At 41.6% G+C, this 14,679-nt stretch carries 11 protein-coding genes and 1 tRNA gene; 5 read left to right on the top strand and 7 right to left on the bottom strand.

All coding sequences use genetic code 11. From position 1 onward, the window contains the following. Window positions 1-6: 6 nt before the first annotated feature. From QX565_RS11360 to QX565_RS11375, 4 genes are read right to left on the bottom strand one after another with little or no spacing between them, the layout of a single operon-like run. A complete protein-coding gene (locus QX565_RS11360; protein WP_195660749.1) occupies window positions 7-1,533 on the bottom strand; it encodes a DUF3868 domain-containing protein in 1,527 nt (508 codons plus the stop codon). 7 nt (window positions 1,534-1,540) lie between these two features. Next, entirely contained in the window at window positions 1,541-2,113 is a 573-nt protein-coding gene (locus QX565_RS11365; protein WP_122202288.1) for a DUF3575 domain-containing protein, read from the bottom strand. A gap of 26 nt (window positions 2,114-2,139) precedes the next feature. Further along, a complete protein-coding gene (locus QX565_RS11370) occupies window positions 2,140-3,870 on the bottom strand; it encodes a hypothetical protein (RefSeq protein WP_234130498.1) in 1,731 nt (576 codons plus the stop codon). Between the two features lie 15 nt (window positions 3,871-3,885). Continuing rightward, entirely contained in the window at window positions 3,886-6,795 is a 2,910-nt protein-coding gene (locus QX565_RS11375; RefSeq protein ID WP_234130499.1) for a fimbrial protein, read from the bottom strand. 496 nt (window positions 6,796-7,291) lie between these two features. On the opposite strand from QX565_RS11375, the gene QX565_RS11380 reads away from it, so the two are divergent. Further along, complete coding sequence (locus QX565_RS11380; RefSeq protein WP_122202291.1) at window positions 7,292-7,615, top strand: thioredoxin family protein; 324 nt, start codon at window positions 7,292-7,294, stop codon at window positions 7,613-7,615. Between the two features lie 198 nt (window positions 7,616-7,813). On the opposite strand, the gene QX565_RS11385 is transcribed toward QX565_RS11380, so the two are convergent. Beyond that, window positions 7,814-7,898 (bottom strand) — tRNA-Ser (locus tag QX565_RS11385). A 289-nt stretch (window positions 7,899-8,187) separates the two neighbouring features. Here QX565_RS11385 and pflB point away from each other — a divergent pair. The 3 genes from pflB to pflA are packed head-to-tail and all read left to right on the top strand — an operon-like array spanning window position 8,188 to window position 11,567. Next, entirely contained in the window at window positions 8,188-10,416 is a 2,229-nt protein-coding gene (gene pflB / locus QX565_RS11390) for a formate C-acetyltransferase (protein WP_289292802.1), read from the top strand. Window positions 10,417-10,446: 30 nt separating this feature from the next. After that, window positions 10,447-10,806, top strand: a complete 360-nt coding sequence (locus QX565_RS11395; RefSeq protein WP_122202183.1) for a four helix bundle protein — start codon at window positions 10,447-10,449, stop codon at window positions 10,804-10,806. Between the two features lie 2 nt (window positions 10,807-10,808). Beyond that, the gene (gene pflA, locus QX565_RS11400) at window positions 10,809-11,567 is read left to right on the top strand and encodes a pyruvate formate-lyase-activating protein (protein WP_196039233.1); all 759 of its coding nucleotides are present in this window, start codon (window positions 10,809-10,811) and stop codon (window positions 11,565-11,567) included. Window positions 11,568-11,662: 95 nt separating this feature from the next. On the opposite strand, the gene QX565_RS11405 is transcribed toward pflA, so the two are convergent. Together QX565_RS11405 and QX565_RS11410 are read right to left on the bottom strand one after the other, a co-directional pair. Beyond that, a complete protein-coding gene (locus QX565_RS11405) occupies window positions 11,663-12,913 on the bottom strand; it encodes a putative outer membrane beta-barrel protein (protein ID WP_289292815.1) in 1,251 nt (416 codons plus the stop codon). An 11-nt stretch (window positions 12,914-12,924) separates the two neighbouring features. Continuing rightward, window positions 12,925-13,476: an RNA polymerase sigma factor gene (locus tag QX565_RS11410; protein WP_007484765.1), complete on the bottom strand. Its 552-nt coding sequence runs from the start codon at window positions 13,474-13,476 to the stop codon at window positions 12,925-12,927. A gap of 218 nt (window positions 13,477-13,694) precedes the next feature. On the opposite strand from QX565_RS11410, the gene QX565_RS11415 reads away from it, so the two are divergent. Then, entirely contained in the window at window positions 13,695-14,450 is a 756-nt protein-coding gene (locus QX565_RS11415) for a NigD1/NigD2 family lipoprotein (RefSeq protein WP_007484763.1), read from the top strand. Window positions 14,451-14,679: the final 229 nt, after the last annotated feature.

The following is a 14,679-nucleotide window of genomic DNA, read 5'->3' on the forward strand; positions in this document are numbered from 1 at the left end:
AAATATTTATCTCTTTTGTTTTTGGTTTTTATTCTCAATTTCAGCTGCATTCGCTTTTTTCGTAGCCAGTTCCTCCAAATTGTGTCCGGCAGCTTCCAGACCCGATTCGGCAGCGGCTTTCAAATACTTCTCCGCATCGTCATACTCTCCTTTTAATAACATTAATACACCCATAGCATTTGTATATTCCGGTAAATGCTTTTTAGAATTTACCATACCTAAATAACGCTCTGCAGAAATCAGGTCATTGCGTGAAAGAGCTGCAGCAGCGGCGTTCATGTTAGCCACCTCATCTTCAGGATACATCCTGACAGCGGTCTCAAATACATCAATAAACTCTTGCGAACCTGCCGGATAAGTGTTGGCCACCAGGAACATTTCGTTCAGGCTCAGGTTCTGAGGACGTTTCTTTATCACCTCCCGTGCCTCGTCTACATCGAAGTTCTTGATATCATAATTCACTTTACAAATAGCAACACGCAGGCTTGGGAATATATTTTTCAACATATAACGGTAAGGTACACCTCCGCGAAGCTTCATCAACTTAGATTCTCTTCCCTGTTCAAGAGAAGTATATTCAATGATGTCCAGTATCTCATCTTTATACTCTATATCGATGGTATCAAGTGCATTCACCAGTCCTTCCCAGTTTTCACCGCCAAAGATGATGTGATACTGATTCCGGGCAAAATCATACCGGGTTGCCAGATAATCACGCAATGCCATGGCACGTCCTTCAGACAGGCGTTTGTTGTTCGCCAATGATCCTTCGGGCGAAGCATAACCAATAATATCCAGTCTGTTTACCTTGATACTCGGATCGGCCTTCAGATCGTCAATCATCGTACGAATCTTAGCCAACTCTTTAGGGTTGTTCATGTATTCGGGACGAATATTTACTTTATTCACCTCAAAGTCCAGGAAACATTCTGCCTGTATATCACGCCGCTTTACTTCTTCGGCCACCGGTTGTAAATAAGCCAGGTAAGGTGCCACAACATACGGGAATAGTATGCGCTCTAATGTAACCTTATCAATCAGTGGCTCTACACTCATCAAGGTCGATTCACCACATCCACACTCATCACGCTGTAAAACCAGTTTAGCATCTTCCATCCACGCTTCATAAGGCAATATATATCTATATTGAATGGTATCATTTCTTCTTTTGTTACCTTTTTCAACGACATAAGGATGCACATAACTCTTTCTCTCTTTAGCACTCATCACCGCAAGCCGACGTTCGTAGGCCATATATTCGTTACCTCCTTTGATAGATACTATCGGAAGATTATACGTACATTCCGGAGCAACCAGCTGCGGAATAAAATCGACTCCCCGGGCTGTCTTAACCTTCACATTATTCATGATAAAGTCAATATCTATATGAAGAAAATCACCCCGTTGTTCCAGCTGCATCGGTTTCACTGACACAACACCCTCATAAGAGCGGTCCTGAGCCATAGCCAAATTCATATTCTGACATAAAACAGCTAATACAAATACGATGAATTGTAGATTCCTTTTCATCATTCTCTTTTTATTTTATTACGTAAATAAGTGACAGACTCGCTTTGGTAGGCCCGAAATAGTTCTTACTCGTATCCTTTATCTTAGTACCACACTCTGCACAAGGGTATTTTTCATACACAATACGCGCATATCCTACTCCGACAGATGCTTCTAAACTCCAGCGTTTTTTCAGAATCCACGAATGCCCTACGGAGATACCTCCACCGTACAGGTGGCCTTGATATCGGTTGTTCTGCATATTCTCACTGATAAACGACCAGTCGGGAAATCCTCCTACATTGAAATCGGCGTAATGACCATGTACTCCTATAAATGTACGTCTGAAGCTTTCGCAAAACCAGTAACGGACTTCCGGCTGAACTCCCCAATGCCGGAGCCTGGCCCCATCATTAAATTTCCACGGATTATAATTGAATGGTACGTCGAGCGTCCACTTGCGTGCCAGGCCAACCTCCAGACCAAGATTCAGGGTAGTAGTAGCATCATAAAGCAGATTACTTTTGACGGCAACTTTCTGCGCTTTGCTGTTTACCGCAAAAGTGCAAAGTATGACTAATATGAGTATGAATACTTTCTTCATTTATCAAGTTTTTATTTTTTCTGTTATCAAGATCCTTGTTGATATAAAAATACTTTGATTCGCCTCGGCATATCTTCATTATCATCCTGAGGTTCACTCGGATTTTGTATCGTTGTAAGATAGATCACCTGGTTTCTTGCAGAAGAAGTGGAAGCCACGTTTATATCAATTACTCCGTCTTCTACCAAAATACTATTCGGATCGGCACTAACCACACCATATTTGTTTTTCATTGTAATCCACGGTACATTGGCTGAATTATCCACTTTTGCTGTAAGAAGATAATATTCAAAATCATAAGTACTGGAATTCTCCGTGTAATAGTTTATAACAGCTCCTGCAGCCGGAATAATCGGTTTTCTCACAATACTGACTGTCTGCTCGATATTACCAAGCTTTATGTTAATACTTGAGTTATCATCACTACCGGCAGGAAGCTTTACTATCACATTCATTGTGACCAGAGGAGCCAGATTCGTAGCAGAAGGAATTCTTGCAGGCGACGGCGAAACAATCGTCATCCCACCACTCGCTACCTTCAGATAATTGCTTCCATTCGAGAATTGATCTGCATAAGTACAATTCGTTGTTAATGTAAAAGCAACATACTGATTTCCAGAACTCACCGTATTATCATAAATGATACAAAGCCGATTGCTTACAGCAAGAAAATATTCACTATTGGCCTTAATTTCATAAGAAGATATATCTGTTATCGTAACTTCATATTTTAAATTCATATTATTAGGCTTCGACAACATGGCATCACCATAAGTGGCAAACCCCGGAGAGTTGGCAGATACGATCGTAAACTCATATTCATGATTACGCTTTATATCCATATAGTTGAGACCACCATCAGCTATAGCCATCTTATAATAATATTGAACTCCTTTATAAGATGCACGTATGATCATATAAGCATAAGCACTGCTGTTCGCCTCTGCTTCATATACATATATAGGATCGGCCACATTAGTAGTTGCAGAAACTAAATCTTCATTCGTATTACTCCTAATATAACTCAGCATATTCGCCGCCGTTTCCAAATTGCCGGAAAGATTATGCAATACCGTATTTTTATTCAGATTATGTACCGAATGTATCCCCCATAAGGTGAAGTCTGCAGCATTACTCTTAACAACGATCTTGGCTACCGCACGCGTCAACTCCAACGGAACATCATCGGTACCTATTTTCGTATTTAAATTAATCCCCCCGATAGCTTTGTACAGATAGCTCATTGGCAACGTTTTTCCCACGAATGGAGGTTCACTTACAGTGTTTAATGGTATAGCTGACATCTGAGATGTCACATCAGTAAGCCTCTGCCCCGTGAACAGGCTTTTGAAATTAGCAACCGAAAAGTCATAAGGCGTATTACCTCTATAGAACTTCTCTTGCGGATTGGCTAATATCAAAATCCAGGATGTAACACTCTGTGGCTTAAGCAAAACATAACTTTTGTTACCAACATTAATGTTCGCTTGTGCTGCTTCTGCAAATACAGCATTATCAGCTATGCCATCACCAGCATCAGTGAATACAAGTACCCAGGGATCTTTGGATACTACGTCTTCCAGTGCTTCCGCTCTGGACACAGGAGTATCGTATGATCTTAGTCTTGTAAACAGCTCGATGCTGACCTGGCCGACTTCCTCCTTGGGTTCTGCCGGATCAATCTCCTTCTCCAGTACGCATGAAACCATACAGAAAAGTAGCCAGAAGAGCATATATATCTTAATTTGTAATCTCATTCTTCACTCATTAATTCATTCATTCTTCACACACCGTAGAGAAAATCCATTCTTAAACGAAGTACTAATAGGTGCCGTTTCCATATAGCTTAGTTCCATGTTCCATACGGAGCTCCAATCAATATGGGTTGTACCTTTATCTTCAGGAATATCAGCAGCTGACGCTGTCATATAAAATCCAGCACTCGGATGTTCCAACATACCAGCCCCATCTGCTCCTTTCACGCCATAGTTCCGCCTACCCGCAGCAGGGAAAAACAAGGACTTACTACCATTAAAGAAAAGACATCCCCAATATGCGGCATCCGCACTATTTATCGTAACTCCAAATTGCACATTATTACCAGGAAGAAAATTCTGTTCTATTGGGTGCCTGTCAAAATACCCATCTGCATAAAACCCGAATGTCATATTCTCGGGAAGAGGTACAGGAGCATAATACGAAGGCGATGTCGGCTGACCATCAGACGTACGGTTCGAATTATAATCCGGATGATTCGGATTATACAATTCATTTCCATCACCCGTCATCGGATTCGCAAAAATGGATGCTCTCCATTCCGACGCATTCGCATCCGCCTGTGAACTGTTATGCGATGCCACCGATCCTCCGGATATGCTTCCGTCATTCGGTCGGTGATAACCATTAGGGCAGATTTCATAATCAGTACTATAACTTTCAGACGCGTTTCCATTATCCCATATCAAGTACTGGTAATTTTTATAATAGCTCCATCCCCAACCTGTAAGATTAACCGCGTTCATATCAGGACGCGGATTCAATGCCCTATAACCAAAACTGTCATAGCTTGCATCCGTTTCCGTTCCACCGGAATAATTACCATATGATCCCGGTTTCAATCTTGCCCATTGGAAATGGGCTCCTGCTTTCGTCGGAAAATCTACTTCCGAAGCATTTCCTCTATTCACAACAATGCTAAAAGGACTTGTTGCAGGGGCAGTCAAGAAACTGCTATGAGTCATATTGTAAACAGCAAATGCTCTCGATCCTGATCGTCCGGTATATAAATAATCCGGTTGTTCGCCTTGCCTTAAGTAGAGGGTTGCTATTACAGGATCCCCCCATCCCCATAAGTAATATTTCAATTTTACTGTTGCGTATCTTGGAGTATTCGTAGTATTTGTTCCCGTCAATCCAATACGGAAATAAATACGTCCTTTACCTGTTACACTTTTACCATCCTCCCCTTTTTGGGAATTGGGTGTTACCAGGAAATCTTCGGCATATCCAGGATTAGCCGTTCCGACATTAGGATCTAAACTGGGTGTTGTACTCAAAATAACCATTTTATTGGGGTCATCGTCCACCCATGCACTCCAATCCGCAATTGTCTCAGCATCTGTTCCCGCCCTGGCATGTTGTCCCATGATAATACGTTCTCCACGCTGATTGTTCTTCCAAAAGGCACCAGCATAGCCCGTAGCACCATTTGACGGTTCCACTGCCGGATGATAAAATTGAAGACGTTTACCGTTTTGTATTATCTTAACTGTAATTTCCCTTTGTAAAGCATTACTGCCATCTTCATTCTCAGCCGACAACGTAAGTTTATATGTACCACTCACATTTCTGGCCAAACTGACATAATCATTAACTCCAACTCCCCAGTATTCTTTTTCAACCCATCCGTCAGCCAATAAGTCCATATATCCCGTACCTGTTCTTTGCCCATTTTCGTATTTAACTGTATACATGAACCGCTCGGGAGCAGTACTCCCGTCCGAAGTACGTTGAGATGCCAGACTATTGAAAATACGGTTGGTTTCCACCATCTTACCAGCATCTACATCGTATGCTTCGGGCAGTACTTTGACTACAGGCATGTTTGACCAAAATGAAATCCGGCTACCGTTAAAGTCAGTTATCGATGCATCCACATGCGAAACTCTTAATATACGCTGATTATCTATGTTCCAATTATTATCTACATCTACCCATTTGGAAGCTTTTATATTCATTTCCAACGGTTCCTTAATAATACCGTGCAAATCCAGCATTGTATTACCAGGCAAACTGTAGTTCACCGGATTAGAAGCTATCTGTAGTTCACAAAAAGGACTATAGTGACTCCCCATATCCACTGTAAGAATTACTGCCTTCGTTTTGTCACCTACTGTACTTAATTCCTTAGCAGGCAAAATAATTCTACTTATCCTCTTCGCCCAGACTCTTCCACTGGTTGGAGTCTCGTCTGAGAAATAACTTCCATCATCATCTTTAGATAAAGTACGGGTATTGTTCTGTCCAACCACACCTTGATAATTGGAAGTAAGAGGTACTACATCCGGAATATTCTCAAATACAAGTCCAGAGAAAATGTCCTCCAGATCATCTTCCGACTCTAATACCACATCAATCCGTACTGCCAATCTTTCAAGAGCCAATTGCAGTGGATTCACTGTTGTATTATCACTTAATACAGCACCTTGTCCACCCGACAGGACTTTTACACCTTTAATCTCCTGTATCATCGGAATAATCTGTTCGGACGAGAAAAAATATTCCGGATATGCAATCTCATCCAGATCCGTATATTTCGTGATTCCATTCAATTCATTTATGATAAGCTCGTGGGGCGGTTCATTAGCAAGAAAAACAAAATTATAATCGCCGGCATCAATAGAGTGCTTTATAACATCTCCATTTTCAGCAGTATAACGTTTGTTAGATACACACTTTCCGGTAGATTGTTCAAATGCCAAAACACGAAGTGATTTAACGATGTAGTCATCTGGAACAGTTCCCGGGTTGGTTGCAGCCCGCGTCATTGTTCCTCCAATCATTATATATGAATTATCGCTTGTTTTATTATCAGTGAAAGTATCATCAAAACAAGATGAAAACATCATCAATAATAAAAAATAGAGCAAGCCTTTAATATATATGTTTCCACTTTTCTTCATTTCCTATCAAACTTTCTTTTCTTAGTTTAGTGTATGCATCCGCCAAATAGCGATGCATTTAAAGGAAGTTTCTTTGCGTTCTTTATGTATCACGCGGTACGGAAACTTACCTGATCTTCACATTACAAAGATCGTGATATTGTAGGAAATGCGGAATTGTATTCATTTCTAATATAGTCAATTAAGCCCCCATACTACCAATAAAAAGGAGAGTAAAAGTCAGCGAAGTTGCTAAATATAAAAAAAAAAAGTTAGACAAGAAAGGTTTTGCACAAATCGCATAAACAAAATAACAAAGTTTCGATATTAGAAAATGATATAACTTTTAAAAGTAAAATTAATTATATAGAATAACAAGTATTTAAACAAACACTCATATAAAAGATAATATGAGAAGTAATTAAGCCCTAATCTATGTTTATTCTCACTCCTCCCGCAAACATTTTTTCTTTCTTTATTGTTGGAACAACAATTAATCATTTAAAACTTTATCGATATGAAAGAAAAGAAGGAAGCCCGTGAAGAACGGAACAAAGAAAAGTTAACTCACGGCGATTGGATAATGGCCGAATTTTATGCCCACTGGCAACCTGAAAACAAGAGAATGCATCCTGTTATAGAAGAGTTTAAAAAATTAATGGAAGGGACTCTTGAGGTAGTACAAATTGACATCGATCAAGAGCGTGCTCTTGCAGAACTGTATACCATTGAAAATACTCCCACCTATATATTAATGAGAAAGGGCGAACAACTGTGGAGACAATCCGGAGAATTAAGTCTGGAAAGACTGGAACGAGCAGTAAAAGAATTCAAACCCTGACACAGGTATTGCTGATATAGACCACAGTCAAAAGCAATTCGAACAACAGAGTGTACAAATAAGAAATGAGCTTAACCGATTATAGTGAAAAAACCTCAACAAATCAGAATTAAAGCTACATTATTCTATTATTCAAAAAAAACAAACTCCCTGTAAAGTAATGCTTTACAGGGAGTTTCATGTTTTTTACTTCTTCAGCGGAGAGACAGGGATTCGAACCCCGGGTACCTCGCAGTACAACGGTTTTCAAGACCGCCGCAATCGACCACTCTGCCACCTCTCCAAAATGTCCTCTTTTATTCCTCTATCAGGGCTTACATTATCAGCCTACCAAGACTCGTATAAAGGTGCTTGTTGTTAAAAGCGGTGCAAAGATACAAAGAGATTTTAAACCTCCAAACGATTTTATAAAAAAAAGAATAAGTCTTTTTATTTTCTCTCCTTATTTATAGGTATTTTATGCTATTAAACACAAAATAGAGGATATTTATACTTATAATATGAAAAAATGCTTGTAACTTTGCGTGCTCTAAAGAAGAATGGATAACCCAACCACTAACTAATATTTAAGTATGGAATTGAATAAAACCTTTAATGACGGACTTTGGAGCAAAGAAATCAACGTAAGAGATTTCGTCAGTAATAACATTACTCCTTATTATGGAGATGCATCCTTCCTGCAAGGACCTACAGAACGTACAAAGGCAGTGTGGAACTGTTGCCTCAAAGCACTTGAAGAAGAAAGAGCCAACAATGGTGTGCGCTCTCTTGACTACCAGACCGTTTCAACCATCTCCTCTCATAAAGCCGGATACATTGATAAAGAAAACGAGCTTATCGTCGGATTACAGACAGATGAACTGTTAAGACGCGCCATCAAGCCGTTCGGTGGTATCAATGTAGTAGCAAAAGCCTGCCATGAAAATGGTGTAGAGGTAGACGAACGCGTAAAAGATGTATTTACTCATTATCGCAAAACTCACAACGACGGAGTATTTGATGTATATACCGAAGAGATCCGTTCATTCCGTTCATTGGGATTCCTTACCGGACTTCCCGATAATTATGCCCGCGGACGTATCATTGGTGACTATCGTCGTCTGGCCCTTTATGGTATCAACCGTCTGATTGAAGCCAAACTTGAAGACCTGAAAGGATTAACCGGTCCCATGACCGAAGCACGTATCCGGCTTCGCGAAGAGGTGGCCGAACAGATCAAGGCACTGAAGGAAATGAAAATAATGGGTGAATACTACGGACTCGACCTCAGCCGCCCGGCATACAACGCACAGGAAGCAGTTCAGTGGGTATATATGGCTTATTTAGCAGCTGTAAAAGAACAGGACGGAGCTGCTATGTCATTGGGTAACGTATCGTCTTTCCTTGATATTTATATTGAATACGATTTAGCTCATGGTAATATCGACGAGACATTTGCACAGGAACTAATTGACCAGTTTGTTATCAAATTGCGTATGGTACGTCACTTACGCATGCAATCTTATAACGATATTTTTGCCGGAGACCCCACCTGGGTAACCGAATCTATCGGCGGACGTTTCAACGACGGACGTACAAAGGTGACTAAGACTTCTTTCCGTTTCTTACAAACACTATACAACCTGGGAGCATCTCCGGAACCTAATATGACTGTATTGTGGAGTCCCGATCTACCAGAAGGTTTCAAGGAATTCTGTGCAAAAGTTTCTATCGACACCTCTTCTGTACAATACGAAAATGATGATCTGATGCGTGAAGTACGCCAATCGGACGACTACGGTATTGCCTGCTGCGTATCTTATCAGGAAATAGGAAAACAGATACAGTTCTTTGGTGCACGCGCCAACCTGGCAAAGGCTCTGTTACTTGCTATTAATGGCGGACGTTGCGAAAACACGGGTACTGTTATGGTGAAAGATATTCCTGTGCTGACAGGTGATGTACTGAAGTTCGAAGAGGTAATGGCCAACTATAAGAAGGTGTTGACTGAAATTGCCCGCGTGTATAATGATGCAATGAATATCATCCACTACATGCACGATAAGTATTACTACGAGAAGGCACAGATGGCACTTATCGATACCAATCCCCGCATCAACCTGGCATATGGCGTAGCCGGACTTTCTATTGCTATCGACTCTCTGTCTGCCATTAAATATGCAACGGTAACAGCCCGCCGAAATGACATCGGCCTGACAGAAGGTTTTGATATCAACGGCGAATTCCCTTGCTTCGGTAATGACAACGATAAAGTAGATCACTTAGGTGTAGACCTCGTTTATTACTTTAGCGAAGAGCTGAAAAAGCTGCCGGTTTACAAGAATGCCCGTCCTACCCTTTCATTGCTGACAATCACTTCCAATGTGATGTACGGCAAAAAGACAGGTGCCACTCCAGACGGACGTGCCAAAGGTATTGCTTTTGCTCCAGGAGCCAACCCGATGCACGGACGCGACAAGAATGGTGCTATCGCCTCCCTCAGTTCTGTTGCAAAGTTACGCTATCGTGACTCTCAGGATGGTATCAGTAATACATTCTCCATCGTACCGAAATCACTCGGAGCTTCTGCCGAAGATCGTATAGAGAACCTGATAACAATGATGGATGGCTACTTCACCAAAGGTGCACACCACCTGAATGTCAATGTATTGAACCGCGAAATGCTTGAAGATGCCATGGAGCATCCGGAGAAATATCCGCAACTGACTATTCGTGTATCAGGTTATGCAGTGAACTTCATCAAGCTGAGCCGCGAACATCAACTGGAGGTTTTGAGCCGTTCGTTCCATGAACGTTTTTAATTGACAGTGGACAATTGACAATTGACAGTTATGGGACAAGGTATTATTGGGGACAGGTCTTACAGTTTTGCACTTCGGATCATTAAATTATATAAGTATTTATATAATGACAAAAAGGAATATACATTATCTAAACAAATATTGCGAAGTGGTACGGCGATAGGAGCACTATGTCGTGAAGCAGAACATGCTCAAAGCAAAGCTGATTTTTTAAATAAGATGAATATAGCTCTGAAAGAAGCCAATGAAACAGAATATTGGCTTATGCTTTTAAGAGACAGCGAATTCATCACTAATTGCTCCTTTACTTCGATCCATGAAGATTGTAGTGAAATCATAAAATTATTAATCAGCATTGTAAGAACCACTAAAACATCACTCAATAAATAGCCATGAACTGTCAACTGTCAACTGTCAACTGTCAATTAATCAAAGTTCATTCTTATGAAAGTATGGGAACATTCGACGGGCCGGGACTACGGCTCGTTGTTTTTCTTCAAGGCTGTAATTTCCGTTGTCTTTATTGTGCCAATCCGGATACAATTGCTGTAAAAGGCGGAACAGCCACTGACCCGGAAGAAATTGTCCGCATGGCTATCAATCAGAAACCTTTTTTCGGAAAGCGTGGAGGGATTACTTTCTCCGGAGGTGAACCAACGCTACAAGCAGAAGCGCTGTTACCCCTGTTTCACCGATTGAAAGAAGAGGGTATCCATATCTGTCTCGACAGCAACGGCGGATTATGGAACGAACATGTAGAGAAACTTTTGAAACTGACAGACCTCGTTTTGCTGGATATTAAAGAATTCAATCTTCCACATCACCAAAAGCTTACCGGACGAAGTAATGAACAAACGCTACATACAGCTGCCTGGCTGGAAGAGCATAAACGTCCCTTTTGGTTACGCTATGTGTTGGTGCCGGGATACAGTGATTTTGAAGAAGATATCCGTGCAATGGGACAACAACTGGGTAGTTACCAGATGATCCAAAAAGTAGAAATACTCCCCTATCACACATTAGGTGTACACAAATATGAGGCAATGAAACAAGAGTATCTGCTAAAAGGAATAAAAGAAAATACACCGGAACAAATCGAACAGGCTGCCAACCTGTTCAAAAAATACTTCAAAACAGTACAAATAAATTAGGTGCTTCCCGCACGGGGAAGTACGCCAAGCGGTGTAATTCACAAAAAACGGAGACTTAAAAAAGCCTCCGTTTCATTTTATATTTAATGCTATTTTTAATAGGTGAAGCGAATACCTGCCTGTATATTGAAGTTACACGGCGTTTCCTTACGAATGGTTTGCACATTGGAACCATCATCGAAGAAATATGCCACTCCGGGTTCCACGTAAATACCCACATGCTTTGTCGCATTGAATTGTGCGCCCACTGCACCGGCTACCGAAAGCTGCACCGGCTTCACTGTTTGCTTTTCACTCCCTAATTTTCCATATACGCACTTCTCTATCATTCCGCCGGCAGCCACATACAATGTGAAACGGTCCTTATCGAAAAAGTTCCAGTTAGCCCGGACAGGAATACCTATATAATGCAATTTCTGATCGATCATGGCATTACCGCCACTCATCTCGACATCCGAAGAAAGTAATGTATACGTCAACCCGGTTTCCACCGAAAACCCTTTTACCAACCCTTTACGTACCGACAAGCCAAAAGAGATAGGCTGATGATGTTTGATGTCCACAATTTCATCCATACGTTTCAGGTAAGGTACCCCTTCTTTAAATACCACCATTTGATTGTCGGGGATGCGAATAATCTCTCCCTCAGCGGCATTGGATACCAGGTTGAGCCGTTGTTCATTAGGTATACCACCACCCGCCAGGTCATTGCCTGTAAGAGAGACTCCTCCTGCGTTGCCTACCGCTGCACCAAGTGACCAACGTCCTTTATTAGATTCCGGCTTTTCTACCGGGATATGCAGTTTATCCTGTCCGGATCTTTTATGTGATTTCACCACAGGTGATTCTTCTTTCGCTACTACCGGTTCTTTTTTTTCAATTTCCTCTTTCTCGTTGACTATCTGCTGCACAGCCTCCTTTCCATCGGCTATTTCACGAACAGCCTCAACAGGTACCGAGGGTTCGGTTCCCTGTCTCTCCGCTATTTTCTTCGCTTGTGCAACTATCGGACGGATAGCACGTGCCGGCTCTACTTTCGCCACCTGTACATCGGGCGCATCCGTTTGAGGCAATATATCCGGATCAGCAGCCAACATCGGGGTAGCTGTACGACGAATCTCTTCAGCAGTAGGAGTATTCAGGAAGTAGATGCTCAAGGATGTAGCAGCCACCAGCAATACCGCCGCTGCTGTTGCTACCCATTTGCGATAAGGATACAGTATCCGCTTTTCAACAGGCGGCACCAATTCCTTCTCCAGTTGTTCCCAACCGGAAGCGGGCATAGGCTCGGAGTAGTCCTGCAACTTCTCCTTCAGCTTGTCCATCCACATTTCTTTATCTTTCATCTTCTCATCTTTCATCTGTCATTCACCATTAACCATTCTTTCACTCTCCTGGCCAATACACTCTTTGCACGAAACAACTGCGAAGCCGAGGACTTTTCATTTATACCCAGTAACTGAGCAATCTCTTTATGCGACTTATCTTCAAACGTGTATAAGTTGAACACGGTACGATAGCCTGCGGGTAACTCTTCAATAAACTGCATCAGTACTTTTTGCGGTATAGCCTCCACTGCCGCAATATCCGGCTCTTCATAAGTTTCGGGGGCTTCATCAAGCGCCATTGCCTGATTCATCACATCATTTTTACGCAAATACTGTAATGCCACATTTACCATTACACGCTCCATCCATGCTCTGAGAGAACCTTCGCCTCGCCAGGTGAACTTATCAAAAGAAGCAAAGATTTTCAGGAAACCGTCATGTACCAGGTCTTGTGCTGTGTCCCTATCTCCGGCATACCGGAGACAGATGCCAAGCATCCTCCCTGAATACTGCTCATAAAGTTCTTTGCGGGCACGGTTGTTTCCCTGCCTGCATAGCTCTGTCAGCTCCTGTTCTTCCATTCTCTTTAACACGTGTTTATCTTATAAATGCAGCAAAGATAGAAATACTGCATAGAGAGAGCAAGTCTTTTATTGCTTTTATTTCTTTAACAGTCTGTCGTGCAATATTCTTTTATATCCTGTATTTTTCATACAGTGTGCCTCCCACACGGGGAGGTACGCCGGGCGATGATAGCCATTAATTAAGTGTAACTGTAAAAAGAAAACCAAACAAACTTATGAAGAAATTAAATTTTATTGCAGCAACAATGATTCTGGTCCTTACTCCTTTCCTCCAGTCATGTCTGGACGATGACGGACCAAGCTATTCTGATTTGACCATTGCCACCCTCAAAGCCACTGATGCCGACAGTTATTATTTTGGTCTGGATAGTGGCAGAAAGATGTATCCGGGTGATGACTCTGCAGTTCGCAACTATCCGATTGTAGATGGAAAGCGTGTATTTGTATGGTTTCACCAGCTCGAAGAGCAAGTTCCGGGATATGATTATAACATTCAAGTAGTACAAATGGACTCTATCCTGACCAAAGATATCATCCCGCTTACGAAAGCTACAGCAGATAGCATCGGTGATAATAAGATAAACGTCACTTACCATTGGATTGCACAGGGATATCTTACAATGGAATTCCAGTATTACGGTACACGGAACCCCAACAAGAAACACATGCTCAATCTGGTTCACAACGAAGACATGGAACTTGTGGACGAAGAGGGTTACATCAATTTAGAATTCCGCCACAATGCATTTGATGATAACGGCGGTAGCTTGGGTGAAGGCATCGTCTCCTTCAATCTCGATAAAGTAGCCGAAGAGATGAAAACAGCCAAAGGACTGAAAGTTCGTGTAAAGACGATATACGACAATATACAGTTTATAAAGATGGATTTCAAAGAATCCAAAAGCAGCAGTCAAATACCTACTGCACAACAACTAAATATTTCTGCATACACGGCTAAAACGAACTACTAATTCTGATATAATAAAATGTGACGAACGATGACAACTTCCCATGATTGTCATCGTTCTTTTTTTATCTTATCATTTGGACTAAAGTTATTCAGTTTTGTGCTAAGTGCTGTCTGCCATTACCATCTATCTCTTTCTCCGGTATCGATAAAGCTCTATCTCGTAGAGTAACGTATGAAGCCTCGGTGTGTAACGCTGTTTTAGATGTACATGTAAAGCAGTACGACATGTG

The organism is Bacteroides sp. 41_26 (assembly GCF_949740115.1).
Taxonomy (GTDB): Bacteria; Bacteroidota; Bacteroidia; order Bacteroidales; family Bacteroidaceae; genus Bacteroides; species Bacteroides nordii.